The following is a 17742-nucleotide window of genomic DNA, read 5'->3' as shown; positions in this document are numbered from 1 at the left end:
AGGAATACAGATGAAAGGCATAATAGAAGCACAGAGCCCGACAGTGAATGACACTTGCACCGATTGCGGCAGCTTTGTCGATATCGGCGCCGTTATTGATGAACACGATACGTTATTGACGTTAAATTTTGTTGGCGATAGCGCTCAAGCGGATGCCGAAAGCATGGCAACACGCGCTCAAACTCGATTTGCTGAAGTGCAAACTGAATTTGTGACTAAGACTGAAGGCGTCGACTTACTGCTGACCTTCAATGTCAGCGCGGAAAAAATGATTTTTCAATTGGAAAACGGCCTGTAATTTTTAAAGCAGCACTTTAGTTTTTAGTCGGTCATAGATGTCACGGAAATCGCGCTAATTGCCTAAAAATGCTGCTATTGTTAACCAAATTGTAATAAATTGTGCCACATGTTGCTGTGCTTACAACAGTTAGTGTAATCTGCCTCCAAATAAGAATAATTCAATCAGCTTAATTCCACATTTTGAGGTAAGTTTGCTAACAGCAAAGACCTTTAGCCCAACACGAAGTTTTGTAGGGAACCAGCGTGAAGCGACGTCAGCATCAGCATTTATTGGAGTCTTTGGTACAGTCAACTGCAAAACAGCAGGGCGATTTCACAAAGACGGCAGAGTTAACCACAGAGTTGTTGTGCCAGAATTTAGCGGTTTCTTTGGTATCAGTGTGGACTTTTTCATCTGATCAACAAACCCAATCACTCGTCGCACAATTTGGTTCTATGATGTTGCAAGACATTCATAGGCCTAAGTTATTACAAGATTGTCCCCGGTATGTACACGAGCTCAAAACTCTGCGCCATATCGATGCAGGCAATGCCCTGACCGATCCACGTTTAAGTGAATTGGCTGAGTGCTATTTTATCCCGCGGCAAATCAACTCGAGTCTCGACATCGCCATTCGCATCAATGGCCATCTCGAAGGTGTGCTCTGCATCGAGCGGGCACAATTGACTCCCCACTGGCATGACAGTGAAATTCACCTCGCGTGCCAGATGGCTGACCAATTAGCCCTGACCTTAGCGACAAAACACAGCTACGATAAAGAAGAAAGCTTGAGTTTATTTCGCTGTGCCACTGAACAATCGCGACAAATCAGTATGTTAATTAATCTGCATACTGAAAAAGTCGAGTATGTGAATCAGGCGCACAGTGAAATCACCGGCATGCCCCGTGAGCAGATTATCGGCGCGAATATCCGTGAGTTGGCTTTTTTCAAGCAGCATGCCCAATTAGCCGAGCAAACCCTAGCGCAAATCTTTAGGGGCGAAATTGCCAAAGGCGAAGTGCAGTTTAGTCGTGCCGATGGCAGTTGTTATTGGCTGACATACGTGCTGAGTCAGTTCATTACCGATCGCGGTAATCATTATGCCTTGGTCTCGTGTGAAGAAAATACCGACGAGCATAACTATAAGTCAGAGCTTGAACGGCTTGCTTGGCGTTGTGGATTAACGGGACTCCATAACCGTACTCATTTTAATCGAGTCCTTGAACGTACCACGAAGGGACTGTTGTTATTAGTTGATTTAGTGGGATTTAAGCGTTTTAACGATACCTATGGTCATGAAAATGGCGATAGTTTGTTGATAGAAATTGCCCGCCGTTTGAAACATTTTTCTGAGATTAATAAGGCCACCGAAATTGCCCGCGTCGGCAGCGATGAATTTGCCGTGCTATTGACCGATGATAATGCGGTTTACGATCTCGATTATTTTAGTACGCGCCTGTATCAACATCTTGCTATGCCTATTTTAATCGGCCGTGAGCAAGTCGAACCAAAGCCTGCTTTAGCTGTGGTTGATATTGCCTCTGTGGCGAGTTTGTTTGCCCCATTAACCTGTGCCGATATTGCAGTGCAGTATGCTAAAAAGAAAAAAGGCACTGCAATCCAAGTATTTAACAGCACGTTATTGAGTGCATTTAAAGAGGATGCGCAGATAGAACGTGATTTACACAGTGCGATCCGTGGTCGTCAGTTTGAGCTTTATTATCAGCCACTGAGGGATCTTGAGCAGAATACCTATATTGGCGCCGAAGCCTTAATCCGTTGGCATCACCCTAAAAGAGGCGTGTTATTTCCAGCTTCCTTTATTGATATTGCTGAGCAGTCGGGGATGATTAATTCTATCGGCAGTTGGGTTTTAGAGGCCGCTTGTCGACAGTTGAACCTATGGCAGCATCATAATGCAGATATGACAATGCATGTGAATGTATCGGCCCGCCAGTTCTTCAGTGGTAATTTATTCGAGCAAGTGTGGCAGTTGTTGACGCGTTATCGCTTGAAACCTAAGACGTTAATCTTAGAGATCACTGAGACTGAATTGATGGGTGATATTCGCCACGCGACCTTGTTATGCCAAGAATTAGCGGAATTAGGCGTAGGGCTCGCGATTGACGATTTTGGGACGGGTTACTGCTCTATGCGTTATTTGAAGCAGTTTCCGATCAGTAAACTTAAGATTGATCGTTCGTTTATTTCAGATCTTACCGTCAGCCGTGAAAGTCGCGAAATTGTGTCAGCCATTATCGCCATGGCGAATGCATTAAATATATCTTTGACGGCAGAAGGGGTTGAAACCCTTGAGCAAGAAGCGTTTTTAGCGAAAAGTTTTTGCCATCAGGCACAGGGTTATCTCTATAGTCCTGCATTACGGGAGCCTGAGTTTGCACAATTTATCTTGTCGGCGAAAAGCGCTTCAGTCATAACCCACTAAGTCACAATTATTTCAAATGTGCTGCTCACGATAAAATAAAGGCAACCTAGGTTTGTAATCTTAGGTTGCCTTTATTATTCATCTCTGTGCTTGTTCAATCAGCACTATAAACCTTCACCGTAATTCTCCAGTGCAGCTCAGCACTGTATACCTATTAAGATTTTAAGCAGCATTGTTTGAATTTTTTGCCACTATGGCAAATACAGAGGTCATTTCTACCGGGTAATTTAGCCGTCATTTGCTGGCCTTGGCTGTAATACCAGCGACTTGCTTGGTAGATAAATTCGGATCGCTCATAGATAGCATCAATTTCACCATCGAGCTTATACCAAGCTTTAAAGGTAACTGTGCCATGTCGTTGTTCAGCTATCGCCGCTTGAGCATTGTGGCTTGGTGTTTCAGTACTGCTCTGTACATCTAATCCTAACCAATGTGGGTGAGGACCAGCATTGAGGCTCGTGAGAGTAAGGCCATTTAGATAGTCTGGATGATGTGTTTTTAAAATGTAATCAAAATTTTTCAATACAAATGCGCAGTAGCGTGAGCGCATAAGCTGTTCAGGAGTACGGGCAATGACTTGCCCAGAGTCTACATGCGTATGCAGTGGACCACAGCAATCTTGGTAGCTTAGCCCACTACCACAGGGGCAGGTTTGCTTAGTTGTAGTCATGTTAGCTAAATCTTTAATTTAATTGTATTTGTTTAAATTTATTCGATTTCTATCTAAATGCGCTAGATGTGAGATAGTCCATTTAAACGTAATCGGCATTAACATTAGGGTAATTTTTTACCCGCAGGTAAAGGCGGAAATTGGCGACCATAATATAAGTTAGGTACCGGTTTCGCATTCAGATAATAGCTAGGTTCTGCGCGGTTATTGGTATCTAAGCTCACTTTCCATTGGGTGGATGAGACTTTTTCTGTACCAATAGCAAATTTGCCCGCAAATTCACTCACAGGTTCTCCGGTTTCTTGTGCCGGGTAAAATCGAACCAAATAATAGCCTGTATCTATGGCACCATTACCGATAATTTTGCGTTTAGTAATGCGAAAATCCACGTCGATAGTGGCTTTTTTGGCACTGATTTTATCGAAAAACTTCTTGTAAATGGCGACAATATTGTCTCGTCCATAGTAAATTTCTTTACTTTGACTCTCAGATAAGTAGCTAGCGTCATCAGCGTAAATCTCACGAGTCACCTCAGGGGACAATTGATTAAAAGCACTAATAAACAAAGGGTAATTAGCATTGATCAATTGATCATCAGTGGATTTTGTATGAGTTTTAGCTGGATTGGCTAAGCTTGGCAGTGACAATAAGCACATCAGGACTAGCGGCAAAAATTTCATTACTTTATTCTAATCTGGCAATCATGGCGTCACTATAATGGAGGCGCCCGCTGAACTAAAGCCTTGAATGTTTACAAAGTGTGTTTCTGTACAAGAGTGTGAAGTAAAGGAGCTTGCCATGCTGGATGATGAGTCAGCACTGTTTTTTGAGGAAATGGCTGGAGTCGTACCACTAAAAGGCGATATGCCAGTGGTGAATTTAGCACCGAAAGCGTTGACGGCTGAGCAAATACACAGACGCGATGCTTTACAACGGGAAGCCTTCCTAGCGTGTATGTCACTGGATTTAAAAGTATTTCCACAGCAAGCGCCAGATGACATTGTGAGCTTTAAGCGTGAGGGGGTACAAGGCGGCGTTTTTAAACGACTCCGAATGGGGCAATACAGCATCAAGATGGAGCTTGATGTGCATGCTTATCGGTTAAACCAAGCTCGTGATGCCGTCCTTAACTATTTACTGGCAGCGCAGGCACATGGTGAACGCTGTGTCATGTTGATCCACGGTAAAGGCTATCAGAGTCAACCCTTTGCAGGATTGCTCAAATCCGCTGTGTGCTATTGGTTATCACAACTCGACATGGTGCTTGCCTATCATTCGGCGAAAACCGAGCAGGGCGGTGCTGGGGCACTTTATGTGATGTTAACTAAGTCTGAACAGCTCAAGCTCGAAAACCGTGAAGCCAATCGCAAAGGAATGGGATGGCGTTAGATTAAACAGATAAGGATTGAATAAAAATGCCCAATTTTATTGGGCATTTTGTTTTATGTTATTGGGTAATGATTTAACGAACCCTTACCAACCACACTGGCGGTTTGCGGTGGTATTTTGCTCATCTAACCATGTTTTAAGTGGGGCGAAGTAATCGAGCACCGCTTTTGCATCCATCGTTTCTTTGCCGGTGACTTCTTTCAATGCTTCTTGCCAAGGTTTACTTAAGCCTAACTCGAGCATCTTATTGAGTTTCTCTCCCGCGGCTTGATTACCATAAATACTGCATCTGTGTACCGGACCTTTATCGCCTGCAGTTTCACACAGCGCTTGATGGAATTGGAATTGCAAAATATGCGCTAGGAAGTAACGGGTGTAGGGTACATTGCCTGGTACATGGTATTTAGCACCCGGATCAAAATCTGCTTCACTACGTTCAGTCGGTGCTTTGACGCCTTGGTATTTTTCCCTCAGATCCCACCAAGCTTGGTTATATTGGGCGGGCGTGATTTCGCCGCTAAAAACTTTCCAGCGCCACTGATCTATCATCAGGCCAAAGGGCAAGAAAGCAATTTTGTCTAAGGCTTGTTTTAGTAAGAGGCCGATATCCTTAGATGCATCAGGTACTTCTTCTAATAAGCCGATTTGCTTTAAATAGCTTGGCGTAATCGACAGTGCAATCGTGTCACCAATGGCTTCATGGAAACCATCGTTGGCGCTGTTTTTAAACAGGAAGGGTTGTTGCTTATAAGCGCGTTGATAGAAGTTATGCCCAAGTTCGTGGTGGATAACGCTAAAGTCTTCGGCGGTCTTTTGGATACACATTTTAATGCGAATATCGTCGAGATTATCGAGATCCCATGCCGAAGCGTGACAAACCACATCACGGTCCTTTGGCTGAACGAATAGAGAACGCGCCCAAAAACTTTCTGGCAATGGTGCGAACCCTAATGATGTGAAGAAGCCTTCGGCTTGTTTCACCATTTTATGCTCGTCATAGCCTTTCTTTGCGAGTAACTCAGTGACATCGTAACCCGGATCGGCATTGTCAGGGGCGACGAGATCATACACATTACCCCATTGCTGGGCCCACATGTTGCCAAGTAAGTGTGCCGGGATGGGGCCAGTGGTCGGTGCGACGGTATCGCCATACTCTTTATTCAATTCTCCCCGTACGTAGCAGTGCAAGGACTCATAAAGTGGCTTAACTTGGCCCCAAAGACGGTCGAGTTCCTGTGAAAAGTCATCGGGCTTCATATCATATTGACTGCGCCATAGCTCAGACAGGTTGGCATAACCGAGATCCTTCGCGCCTTCATTGGCCAGTTCCACTTCACGTTGAAACAAGGGACGCATAGGTTTGGCGATTTCACGCCAGCCTTTCCACGCTTCTAGCAAGATTGCGGGATCCCGTGATTCGGCCATCAGGCTCGATAGCTCAGGCTGGGTCATACACTTACCGTCGGCAAAACAGTACTTTCCTTTGCCGTATAAGCCATTTAACTCTGAGCTAATTTGCGCAAGCTCGGCATTTTTCGCAGGATCGAGCGGCGCGGGTAGTATTAACGCACTGCGTAGGATATTGAGCTTGCGGGCATTAACGGGATCGAGTTGCACATTGGCGTACTTAGCCGCCTCTGTTGCAAATTTTACCGACGCTGCGCTGACCTTTTCACCGACTGCGGCAGACTGAGCCGCGGTATCATCGGTAATAAAGTTGCTGTAAATCCACTCGGCGCGATTAGATTCAATCGATAATTCGGCCATCTTGGCTTCAGCATCGTTAATAAAAGCAATGGCTTGTGCTTTATCTGGGGCGGTATTGATGACAGCTGCTTCTGCAGTAGCTGTTTTGTCTGTTTTACTTTGTGCATCATTACAGGCCGTTAATCCCAGCGCGAGTGCCACTGTGAGGGCGATTTTACTGCGACGATTCAATGAAATAACCATGTCTAGTTTTCCTTGTTGTTTTTGTGTTACACAGTTTACCTAAACCACAGGGTTATTGCACAAGGGTTAATTGACTTGTTTTTAACACTTATTCGGACATGTACGACATACCGCTTGTATCACAGACTAGAAAGCGGTGAATTTGTCCAATTTTAGTTTGACATCCGTGGTGCCAATGTTTAATTTAAACGAGTGTTTTAAATTAATTCAAGGTCACGGAATGGCAAGTCGATCCGATACAAAAACTAGAATACTTGATGCCGCAGAAAAACTGTTCGCCGAACGGGGCTTTTCTGAGACCTCCTTGCGACTCATTACCAGCAAAGCTGAGGTGAATTTAGCATCGGTCAATTATCACTTTGGTTCTAAAAAAGAGCTTATCCGTGCAGTGTTAGCCCGCTATTTAGACGTGTTTATGCCTGCCGCTTCAAGCCAAATTCATCGTTTAAATGCCGCTCCAGCACAAGCAACACTCGAAGAGATCCTGTCTTCTTTGGTCGATCCTTTATTGGATTTAAACGCGCTACGTACCGAAGGCACCACGATCTTCCTGCAGCTTTTAGGCCGTGGCTATATCGAAAGCCAAGGGCATTTACGTTGGTTTATCACTACCCATTACGGCCAGCATCTGGATGCTTTTGTTAAAGCCGTTTCGGCCAGTGCACCACATATTCCATCCGCTGAAATGTTTTGGCGCTTACACTTTACCTTAGGCACTATCGTGTTCACTATGGCGTCCGCTGATGCCCTAAATGACATTGCTGCTGCTGAGTTTGGTGAGCATAACGACATCGAAGCTGTGATCCGTAAAGTGATCCCCTACATGGCGGCTGGTGTATCAGTCCCCGTTTCTTCTTAATTAAAAGGTCTTGATAATGTTGACGATTATAATTCTTGCCCTGATAGCCATTGTCGTGTTGTTTGCGGTGAAAAATATCCGGATGCAGTTTATTACCCGCCCAGTTTTTAGTTTTTTCAAGAAGGTCTTGCCGCCACTTTCCGATACAGAGCGTGAAGCGATGGAAGCGGGTGATGTTTGGTGGGAAGGGGAGTTATTTCGCGGAAATCCTAACTGGAATACCTTGCATAGCTATGGCAAACCCACGCTAACTGCAGAAGAAAAAGACTTTATTGATAATCAAGTGATGACAGCACTGACGATGATCGATGATTTCGACATAGTGCATAACCGCAAGGATTTACCGCCAGAGCTGTGGGAATACTTTAAGAAAGAAGGTTTCTTCGCACTGATCATTCCGAAGAAATTCGGTGGTAAAGCTTTCTCTGCCTATGCAAACTCGACCATTGTCAGCAAATTAGCCAGCCGTAGCGTAAGCGCTGCTGTTACTGTGATGGTGCCGAACTCTTTAGGCCCAGGTGAGTTGCTGACCCACTATGGTACGAGCGAGCAGAAAGAACGTTGGTTACCTGCTTTAGCTAAAGGCGATGAAATTCCTTGTTTTGCATTAACTGGTCCAGAAGCGGGCAGTGATGCCGGCGCTATACCCGATGTAGGTATTGTGTGTCGTGATACTTTCAACGGCGAAGAAATGCTTGGGCTTAAACTTACCTGGGATAAGCGTTATATCACGCTGGCGCCTGTAGCAACAGTGCTGGGGTTAGCGTTCCAAATGCGCGATCCTGAAGGTCTGCTTGGCGATAAGAAAAACTTAGGCATTACCTGTGCGTTGATCCCAACGGATCATCCTGGTGTGGTTATTGGTCGTCGTCATAATCCGCTGGGTATGGCGTTTATGAACGGTACTACTCAAGGTAAAGAAGTGTTTATTCCGCTCGATTGGATTATCGGTGGCCCTGAGTTTGCCGGTAAAGGCTGGCGTATGCTGGTTGAGTGTTTGTCAGCGGGCCGCGGTATTTCATTGCCAGCATTGGCAACGGCTTCTGGTCACATGGCGACGAAGACGACAACGGCTTACAGCTATGTGCGTCACCAGTTTGGAATGGCAATTGGTCAGTTTGAAGGGGTGCAAGAAGCGCTGGCGCGTATTATTGCCAACACTTATCAGTTAGAAGCTGCGCGTCGTTTAACAACCACGGGTATCGATCTAAAAGTCAAACCTTCGGTCGTGACCGCGATAGCTAAGTACCACATGACTGAATTAGGCCGTTCAGTGATGAATGATGCCATGGATATTCAATCGGGTAAGGGCATTCAATTAGGACCTAAAAACTATTTAGGCCACCCTTATATGTCGAATCCAATTTCGATCACTGTGGAAGGCGCGAATATTCTAACCCGCTCGTTGATGATTTTTGGTCAAGGTGCGACTCGCTGCCATCCATACGTGCTTGCCGAAATGGAAGCCGCAGCGATGGAAAACCAACATGAAGCCTTAGAGCGTTTTGATGCGTTATTAATGGGTCACATGGGTTATGCCACGCGTAATGCTTTCAGTGCTTTATTTAGCGCGTTAAGCGGTAGCCGTTTTGGCAGTGCGCCAGTGAGCGGTGAAACTAAGCAGTACTATAAAGATATGTCGCGTATTTCGTCTGCATTAGCCTTAATGACAGATTTATCTATGCTGATCATGGGCGGCGATTTAAAACGTAAAGAAATGCTGTCGGCACGTATGGGTGATGTGCTCAGCCAGTTGTATTTAGGCTCAGCGACCTTGAAGTTATTTGAAGATAATGGCCGTCAACAGGACGATTTGCCTGCGGTACGTTATGTAATGGCCAATCGTTTGCACTTGGCGGCGAAAGCGTTGGAAGACACGATTCGTAACTTCCCGAGCCGTCCTGTGGCATGGTTACTGCGTGGCTTAATCTTCCCGCTGGGTAATCACTTCACTGCACCGAGCGACAAAATGGCGACCGATTTAGTTAGCGGCATGTTGAAGCCTGGCCCTGCTCGTGAACGTATTACTTTCTTATGCCCTGAATTTGAAGGGGATAAGGGCGGTATTGCTGAAGTTGAGCAAGCATTTATCGCGCAATATGCCTGTAAAGATATCTATAAAAAACTGAAGAAAGCGCAGCGTGCCGGTGATTTGCCTGCAAAAGTGCCGAATATAGTTTTGTTTGCAAAAGCACTCGAGACTGGCGTTATTACTGCCGACGAAGATCAAAAGTTACAGCATGCTGATAAGCTGCGCTTAGCGGCAATTAATGTGAATGATTTCGAAGCGTTATAGTGATTATTAGTGTTTGATGTTAGCGTTTAATGTTAGTGCAGTTTGGTCTAAGCGGTGTTAAGTTCGATGGCTACGCCGCTTGGGCCGTTTGGATTTCCCTCTGAAATGAGAGACCAACAAATTTTCACCAACAGAAATCTGCACTTACAGAAAACAGTCAATATAAAAAAACCACCTCATGAAGGTGGTTTTTTATTGGCTGTTTTCTAACGAGCTTGAGTTGTTAGAAGAAGCTTAAGCTACGATCAACACTTTACAGGTGTTAGTGCCGCCGATGGTTTCCATTGCATCGCCTTTGGTCATCAGCACCATATCACCGCTATTCAAATAACCAGCCGCAGTTAATGCTTCTAACGCTTTTTGCGCTAGCTCATCGGCTGGGTGGATAGTTGAATCGAAGTAGATTGGCAACACGCCGCGGTACAAGGCCATTTTGGCTAAGGTTGTTGCGTGACGTGATAAACCTAGGATTGGCAGTGAAGAACTGATACGAGACATCAACTGTGGTGTTGCACCTGATTCAGTCAGAGCGATAATCGCCTTAACGCCTTCTAGGTGGTTTGCTGCATACATAGTTGATAGCGCAATTGTCTCTTCAACTGAAGTGAAACGCACATCTAATCTATGCTTAGACACAATCACACTTGGGTGAGATTCAGCGCCAACACACACGTTTGCCATTGCCTTAACGGTTTCTTCTGGGAAGTCACCGGCAGCAGTTTCAGCAGATAACATCACAGCATCGGTACCATCAAGCACAGCGTTCGCCACGTCCATTACTTCGGCGCGGGTTGGCATTGGGCTTGAAATCATCGATTCCATCATCTGAGTGGCAGTGATGACGACTTTATTCAGTTGGCGTGAACGGGCGATTAACTTCTTCTGCACCGCAACGAGTGCTGCATCACCAATTTCAACACCTAAGTCACCACGGGCAACCATAACAACGTCAGACGCTAAGATCACATCATCCATAGCTGCATCGGTCGCAACCGCTTCAGCACGTTCAACTTTAGCAACGATCAACGCATTACAACCTGCTTGACGGGCAAGATCGCGTGCATAGTCCAAGTCAGCACCACTGCGCGGGAAAGACACGGCTAAATAATCCACTTGGATCATTGCTGCAGTGAGAATGTCAGCCTTGTCTTTTTCGGTCAGCGCAGCAGCAGAAAGTCCGCCGCCTTGTTTGTTAATACCTTTGTTGTTAGATAAAGGGCCTGCCACAGTCACTGTGGTATGCACTTTACGGCCTTCAACACGCTCAACGCGTAATTGAACACGGCCATCATCTAACATCAGGATATCGCCAACAGTCACATCGTCTGGCAATTGCTTGTAATCGATACCCACTTGGGTCTCGTCGCCTTCACCTTTGGCTAACTCGGCATCAAGTACATAGGCTTGACCTAATACGAGTTGTACTTTCTTATTGTCTTTGAAAGTAGAAACGCGGATTTTAGGGCCTTGTAAGTCACCAAGAATGGCCACATGAACGCCTAACTCTTTAGCGATTTCGCGCGCTTGAGTTGCTCGTTTTAAGTGATCTTCTGGGGAACCGTGGGAGAAATTAAGACGTACAACGTTTGCACCTGCCGCGATGATGCGGCGTAGATTATCATCACGATCGGTAGCGGGACCTAGAGTGGTGACGATTTTGGTTCTGCGGAACATAAGGATACTCCGTTAAAGTTAAAAAAAATCTTGGGACTATATTACCATGCAATTCCAAATTTTGTAGTAAAGTTACAATCAAATTGATCTAAAGTTATGTATGAAAATTGTGAGGTATCGCTGATATTTGCACGATAAATGGCTAGGTTAAGGATCAACACTAGCCATTTTTAGAAAAGGAAGTGAGTTACAGTATCGGATCTTTATTGATGCGAGACTCTTTTAACACTTCTTTCACTCGTTTCAAATTATCGCGGAAACGTGGGCCTCTACGTAAGGTAAAACCCGTTGCCAATACATCTATAGTGACTAATTGGGCTAAACGCGAGGCCATAGGTAAATACATGTCAGTATCTTCTGGCACTTCCATTGTCACGGGCAGTGTACATTCCATTGACAAAGGCGAGTTGCGGGCGGTAATACCAATCACAGCTGCACCATTTTCTCTCGCTAAACGCGCTATTTCAATCAATGACTTAGTGCGGCCAGTGTGGGAAATCAATACCACCACATCGCCCTCATTACTGTTAATACAGCTCATGCGTTGCATTAGAACATCGTCAAAACAGATGACAGGGACATTAAAGCGGAAGAATTTATTTTGCGCGTCATGGGCAACTGAAGCGGATGCGCCTAGGCCAAAAAAGGAAATAGTCTTAGCTTGAGTGAGAATATCAACGGCTTTATTAATGGCTGAAATGTCTAGGCTTTGACGTGCGGTATCGAGCGAAGCCATTGAAGATTCGAATATTTTTGTCGTATAAGACTCAGTCGAATCATCTTCTTCAACGTGGCGGCTCACATAAGGTGTACCGTTCGCAAGACTTTGCGCTAGATGTAACTTAAAATCAGGGAAACCTTTAGTATCTAAGCGGCGGCAGAAACGATTCACAGTAGGTTCACTGACATCTGCCATCTTAGCCAGTGTGGCGATGCTAGAATGTATAGCTGTCTGTGGTGATGCTAAGATCACCTCTGCAACTTTGCGTTCTGATTTACTAAAATGGGTGAGGCTTTTTTGAACCTTTTCTAGGGTATTCATACGCGTATGTCCGCTAAATTGAGAATGTAATTTTATTTATTTTTATTTCGTGGGAGCAGATCAAGACTGGCGGCCCACTAATAGACTCTATGTAGTAACTTTTCAGTACAATTTTGAAATAAGACTTTACTACCTTCAGTAATTTAAGCACAAAAAGCATATCAGATTTATGCAGCAAGTGACTAGTTAGCTAGAATGTTAATATTTATAAAAATAGATGCATTTAACAAATTCTGTTGTTATATTACAACAAAAGTGTGGATTTCTTCATCGACATGAAGGGACACGACATACAAAGGAGATCGTAACGCAATGGGCAAAACAACATCAGGCGCCAAAGCTTGTGACTTCGTACTCTTTGGTACTAAAGGCGATTTGGCACGACGCAAGTTGTTACCTTCTTTATACCAGCTAGATAAAGCTGAACTTCTCGATAAAGATACGAAAGTGATCGGTGTCGCGAAAGACGAGTTTACTCAAGATGAGTTTATCGAATTAGTCACGCTTGCATTAAACACCTTCGTGAAAGAGCCTTTGTGCGAAGAGACTCTCCAACGTTTCCTGTCCCGCTGCCACTATATAGGCACTAACTTTACCGATTCAGCGGGCTACAGTGCCTTCCATGATCTGCTCAAACCAGAAGAGCGCGTTATGGTCAGTTACTTTGCTACGCCACCTGCAATATTCGGCGACATTTGCCGTTGTTTGCATGAACAAGATCTTATCCACCCAGATTCACGCGTGGTGCTCGAAAAGCCCATCGGCTCAGATTTAGACTCTTCTCGCGTTATCAATGACCAAGTTTCCGCTTACTTCAAAGAACGTCAGGTTTACCGTATCGATCATTACTTAGGTAAAGAAACCGTACAGAACTTGATTGCACTGCGTTTTGCTAACTCTTTATTTGCCTCTAAGTGGGACAACCGTACGATTGACCACGTCCAGATCACAGTCGCAGAAGAAGTGGGCATCGAAGGCCGTTGGGGTTACTTCGACAAAGCGGGTCAAATGCGTGACATGATCCAGAACCATTTGCTGCAAGTGTTAACGCTCGTTGCTATGGATCCACCGGTCAACTTAGACGCTGACAGCATCCGTGATGAAAAAGTCAAAGTGCTCAAATCACTGCGTCCGATTAATTCTGACAATGTGTATGAAAATACCGTACGCGGTCAGTACAGTGCTGGCTTCTTAAAGGGCAGCCCAGTACCGGGTTATTTAGAAGAAGAAGGCGCCAACCTTCAATCACACACAGAAACCTTCGTGGCTATTCGTGTGGATATCGACAACTGGCGTTGGGCGGGCGTGCCTTTCTATTTACGTAGCGGTAAACGTATGCCGTTTAAGAGCTCTGAAATTGTGGTGTATTTCAAAAACCCACCGCATAACTTGTATCGCTCAAGCTACCGTAATCTGCCACCGAACAAGCTGACAATCCGTTTGCAGCCCCATGAAGGGGTTGAAATCCAGATGATGAACAAAGTGCCAGGTTTGGAGCAAAAACAACGTCTACAAACCACTAAACTCGATTTGAGCTTCTCCGATACCTTTAAAAATGAACGTATCGCCGATGCCTATGAGCGTCTATTACTCGAAGCTATGCTCGGTAATCAAGCGCTGTTCGTGCGCCGCGACGAAGTCGAGCAGGCATGGACTTGGGTGGATGGCATTATCCAATCGTGGGAACAAAGCAACGAAAAACCAAAACCTTATCCTGCGGGTACTTGGGGTCCAGTTGCGTCAGTTGCTTTGATTACCAAAGATGGCCGTTCGTGGGACGAGTAGGAGACTTTGATGATTAAAGAAACCGTATTCAAATCTTTCGATACGCCAAGTGCGTTAGAACAACAGCTTGCGAATAGAATTGCGAGCCAGTTGCAGGAAGCTGTCGATGCCCGCGGAAAAGCGAGCTTAGTGGTTTCCGGTGGTTCGACGCCGCTTAAGTTATTTCAACTATTGAGCATGAAATCCATCGATTGGAGTGACGTTTATATCACGCTTGCCGATGAGCGCTGGGTTGAAGCCGACGCCGATGCTTCTAATGAGCGTCTCGTGCGTGAACATTTATTACAAAACCGTGCGGTGAATGCCAAATTCCGCGGTTTAAAAAACATGTTTTCGACCGCAGAAGCGGGCGCCGATATGGCCGCCGAGTCTTTGTCTAACTTCCCACGTCCTTTTGATGTTGTGGTGTTAGGCATGGGTAACGATGGTCATACTTGCTCTTGGTTTCCCTGTAGCGCTGAGCTTGAAAATGCGCTCACAACCCAAGCCCTGTGCGTGGCGACTAACCCCACCACAGCGCCCCACGGCAGGATCACGCTCTCTAAGAGTGCGATTCTGAACAGCAGACAAATTTATCTGCACTTGGTCGGGGAACAGAAATTATCCGTATATCGTCAAGCGTTAGAAAGTGATGATGTCCATGCTATGCCTATCAGAGCCGTATTAGCGCAGCGTAAAACGCCCGTTGATGTGTTCTGGAGCGCTTAAGGAGTCACTATGCACTCAGTAGAAATACACTCAGTAGTTCAAGCTGTTACCGACAGAATTATTGCCCGTAGCAAAGCGTCACGTGAAGGTTATCTCGCCGCATTGAATGATGCCCGTAACCATGGTGTACACCGTAGCTCATTGAGCTGTGGCAACTTAGCCCATGGTTTTGCCGCCTGTAATCCAGACGACAAAAATGCATTGCGTCAATTGAATAAGGCGAACATCGGCATAGTGACGGCATTTAACGATATGTTATCTGCGCACCAACCCTATGAAAGCTATCCTGAATTGCTTAAAAAAGCCTGTCAGGAAGTCGGCAGTGTTGCACAAGTGGCGGGCGGTGTTCCGGCCATGTGTGATGGTGTGACTCAAGGTCAACCCGGTATGGAATTGAGCTTACTGAGTCGTGAAGTGATTGCGATGGCAACGGCTGTGGGCTTGTCTCACAACATGTTCGATGGCGCTTTACTGCTCGGCATTTGCGATAAAATCGTTCCAGGTTTACTTATCGGCGCCTTAAGTTTTGGTCACTTACCTATGTTATTCGTGCCGGCAGGGCCGATGAAATCAGGTATCCCGAACAAAGAAAAAGCCCGTATTCGTCAACAATTTGCCCAAGGTAAAGTAGACCGTGCACAGCTATTAGAAGCTGAAGCTCAGTCTTACCACAGTGCTGGAACCTGTACTTTCTACGGCACGGCAAACTCGAATCAGTTGATGCTTGAAGTGATGGGTCTGCAGTTACCTGGCTCATCTTTTGTGAATCCTGATGATCCACTGCGCGAAGCGTTAAATAAGATGGCGGCTAAGCAAGTGTGCCGTTTAACTGAAATGGGGACTCAATATACCCCAATCGGTGAAGTGGTTAGCGAAAAGTCTGTGGTTAACGGCATTGTGGCACTTTTGGCTACTGGTGGTTCTACTAACTTGACGATGCACATTGTCGCCGCAGCTCGTGCTGCCGGTATTATTGTGAACTGGGATGATTTTTCTGAATTATCCGATGCTGTACCATTAGTGGCGCGCGTGTATCCAAACGGTCATGCCGATATTAATCATTTCCATGCCGCCGGTGGCATGGCGTACTTAATCAAAGAATTGCTCGATGCGGGTCTATTGCATGAAGATGTGAATACCGTTGCGGGTTTTGGTTTACGCCGTTATACCCAAGAGCCAAGGCTGCTCGACGGTGAACTGCGTTGGGTCGATGGTCCAACGACTAGCTTAGATACTGAAGTGTTAACGTCAGTCGCATCACCTTTCCAAGGCAACGGTGGCTTAAAATTACTCAAAGGTAACTTAGGCCGCGCTGTGATCAAAGTGTCAGCAGTACAAGAACAACATCGTGTCGTTGAAGCGCCCGCAGTGGTGATTGACGATCAAAACAAACTCGATGCCTTGTTCCAAGCCGGTGCTCTGGATAGAGATTGTGTTGTGGTGGTTAAAGGTCAAGGCCCGAAAGCCAACGGTATGCCAGAACTGCACAAGTTAACCCCACTATTGGGAACGCTTCAGGACAAAGGCTTTAAAGTCGCGCTGCTGACCGACGGTCGTATGTCTGGCGCGTCGGGTAAAGTCCCTGCGGCCATTCACTTGACGCCAGAAGCCTTAGATGGCGGTTTAATTGCCAAAGTCCAAGATGGCGACTTGATCCGTGTCGATGCGTTAACAGGCGAACTGAGCCTGCTTGTATCTGAAGCTGAACTTGCCACCAGAGCCGCGGGAATAGTCGATTTACATCGCTCACGTTATGGGATGGGCCGCGAGTTATTTAGTGCGCTACGTTCAAATCTAAGTAGTCCAGAAACTGGTGCGCGTTGTACTAATGCCATCGATGAACTTTATTAATACAAAGGAAGAATAACGCAATGCTTGAGAATAACTGGTCACTACAGCCACAAGATATTTTTAAACGCAGCCCTATTGTTCCTGTTATGGTGATTAACAAGATTGAACATGCGGTGCCATTAGCGCGAGCACTGGTTGCCGGCGGCATTAGCGTGTTAGAAGTGACTTTGCGTACGCCTTGTGCACTCGAAGCTATCACTAAAATCGCTAAAGAAGTGCCTGAGGCCTTAGTGGGCGCAGGGACTATCCTAAACGAAGCTCAGCTTGATCTTGCGATTGCCGCGGGTGCGCAGTTTATTATTACCCCAGGCGCGACGGTTGAACTGCTCAAAGCGGGTATGCATGGTCCAATCCCTTTAATTCCAGGGGTTGCGAGCATTTCAGAAGTGATGACGGGGATGGCGCTCGGTTACACCCACTTTAAATTCTTCCCAGCCGAAGCCTCGGGTGGTGTCGATGCTCTTAAAGCCTTCTCGGGTCCGCTAGCGGACATTCGCTTCTGCCCAACAGGTGGCATTACGCCAAGCAGCTATAAAGATTATTTAGCGCTGAAAAACGTCGATTGTATTGGTGGTAGTTGGATTGCGCCAACGGATGCAATGGAACACGGCGATTGGGATCGTATCACTCAACTTTGTAAAGATGCCATCGGCGCTTTATAAATCGAGCTTGAAATAGTGACAAAATAAAAAACCACCGCGAGGTGGTTTTTGTCTTTTATCTTTCGCATTTTGATAAAGAACGGCTGCGATAGCTGACTCTGTAGAAAGTCTGGTTTTTACAGTAACACG

The 17742-nt window shown here is 45.8% G+C and carries 14 protein-coding genes; 9 read left to right on the top strand and 5 right to left on the bottom strand.

Features of this window, described 5'->3' with window-relative positions; genetic code table 11:
* Window positions 1-10 precede the first annotated feature (10 nt).
* Both KFE26_RS12230 and KFE26_RS12225 read left to right on the top strand, forming a co-directional pair.
* On the top strand, window positions 11-298 hold the full coding sequence (locus KFE26_RS12230; RefSeq protein ID WP_113939682.1) for a DUF406 family protein: 288 nt from the start codon (window positions 11-13) through the stop codon (window positions 296-298).
* Window positions 299-543: 245 nt separating this feature from the next.
* Window positions 544-2727 carry a bifunctional diguanylate cyclase/phosphodiesterase gene (locus tag KFE26_RS12225; protein ID WP_212600549.1) on the top strand — a complete coding sequence of 728 codons (2184 nt, stop codon included), beginning with the start codon at window positions 544-546 and terminating at the stop codon, window positions 2725-2727.
* 154 nt (window positions 2728-2881) lie between these two features.
* On the opposite strand, the gene KFE26_RS12220 is transcribed toward KFE26_RS12225, so the two are convergent.
* Window positions 2882-3397 carry a YchJ family protein gene (locus KFE26_RS12220; RefSeq protein WP_212600548.1) on the bottom strand — a complete coding sequence of 172 codons (516 nt, stop codon included), beginning with the start codon at window positions 3395-3397 and terminating at the stop codon, window positions 2882-2884.
* 104 nt (window positions 3398-3501) lie between these two features.
* Window positions 3502-4077, bottom strand: a complete 576-nt coding sequence (locus tag KFE26_RS12215; RefSeq protein ID WP_212600547.1) for a nuclear transport factor 2 family protein — start codon at window positions 4075-4077, stop codon at window positions 3502-3504.
* A gap of 118 nt (window positions 4078-4195) precedes the next feature.
* Here KFE26_RS12215 and smrA point away from each other — a divergent pair, with 118 nt between their 5' ends.
* The gene (smrA, locus tag KFE26_RS12210) at window positions 4196-4786 is read left to right on the top strand and encodes a DNA endonuclease SmrA (RefSeq protein WP_212600546.1); all 591 of its coding nucleotides are present in this window, start codon (window positions 4196-4198) and stop codon (window positions 4784-4786) included.
* 84 nt (window positions 4787-4870) lie between these two features.
* Here the strand turns inward: smrA and KFE26_RS12205 are convergent, their stop codons facing one another.
* Window positions 4871-6736: a M2 family metallopeptidase gene (locus KFE26_RS12205; RefSeq protein ID WP_212600545.1), complete on the bottom strand. Its 1866-nt coding sequence runs from the start codon at window positions 6734-6736 to the stop codon at window positions 4871-4873.
* Window positions 6737-6956: 220 nt separating this feature from the next.
* Between KFE26_RS12205 and KFE26_RS12200 the strand changes: the two genes are divergently transcribed.
* Window positions 6957-7595 (top strand): TetR/AcrR family transcriptional regulator, encoded by a 639-nt coding sequence (locus KFE26_RS12200; protein ID WP_212600544.1) that lies wholly within the window; start codon window positions 6957-6959, stop codon window positions 7593-7595.
* 16 nt (window positions 7596-7611) lie between these two features.
* Complete coding sequence (locus KFE26_RS12195; RefSeq protein ID WP_212600543.1) at window positions 7612-9891, top strand: acyl-CoA dehydrogenase; 2280 nt, start codon at window positions 7612-7614, stop codon at window positions 9889-9891.
* Window positions 9892-10125: 234 nt separating this feature from the next.
* On the opposite strand, the gene pyk is transcribed toward KFE26_RS12195, so the two are convergent.
* Together pyk and KFE26_RS12185 are read right to left on the bottom strand one after the other, a co-directional pair.
* Window positions 10126-11565 (bottom strand): pyruvate kinase, encoded by a 1440-nt coding sequence (gene pyk, locus KFE26_RS12190; RefSeq protein ID WP_105252459.1) that lies wholly within the window; start codon window positions 11563-11565, stop codon window positions 10126-10128.
* A gap of 187 nt (window positions 11566-11752) precedes the next feature.
* Window positions 11753-12607 carry a MurR/RpiR family transcriptional regulator gene (locus KFE26_RS12185; protein WP_006081563.1) on the bottom strand — a complete coding sequence of 285 codons (855 nt, stop codon included), beginning with the start codon at window positions 12605-12607 and terminating at the stop codon, window positions 11753-11755.
* A gap of 312 nt (window positions 12608-12919) precedes the next feature.
* On the opposite strand from KFE26_RS12185, the gene zwf reads away from it, so the two are divergent.
* The 4 genes from zwf to KFE26_RS12165 are packed head-to-tail and all read left to right on the top strand — an operon-like array spanning window position 12920 to window position 17613.
* Window positions 12920-14392 (top strand): glucose-6-phosphate dehydrogenase, encoded by a 1473-nt coding sequence (gene zwf, locus KFE26_RS12180; RefSeq protein ID WP_028759998.1) that lies wholly within the window; start codon window positions 12920-12922, stop codon window positions 14390-14392.
* Between the two features lie 9 nt (window positions 14393-14401).
* Window positions 14402-15100, top strand: coding sequence for a 6-phosphogluconolactonase (gene pgl / locus KFE26_RS12175; RefSeq protein WP_198573471.1), 699 nt, complete (start codon window positions 14402-14404; stop codon window positions 15098-15100).
* Between the two features lie 24 nt (window positions 15101-15124).
* A complete protein-coding gene (gene edd, locus KFE26_RS12170; protein ID WP_028759996.1) occupies window positions 15125-16951 on the top strand; it encodes a phosphogluconate dehydratase in 1827 nt (608 codons plus the stop codon).
* Between the two features lie 20 nt (window positions 16952-16971).
* Window positions 16972-17613 (top strand): bifunctional 4-hydroxy-2-oxoglutarate aldolase/2-dehydro-3-deoxy-phosphogluconate aldolase, encoded by a 642-nt coding sequence (locus tag KFE26_RS12165; RefSeq protein WP_028759995.1) that lies wholly within the window; start codon window positions 16972-16974, stop codon window positions 17611-17613.
* Window positions 17614-17742 lie beyond the last annotated feature (129 nt).

This window comes from Shewanella sp. M16 (genome assembly GCF_018224605.1).
Lineage (GTDB): Bacteria > Pseudomonadota > Gammaproteobacteria > Enterobacterales > Shewanellaceae > Shewanella > Shewanella oncorhynchi.
Note: the sequence above shows the minus strand (reverse complement) of the source record. Positions and strands in the feature narration are given on the sequence as shown.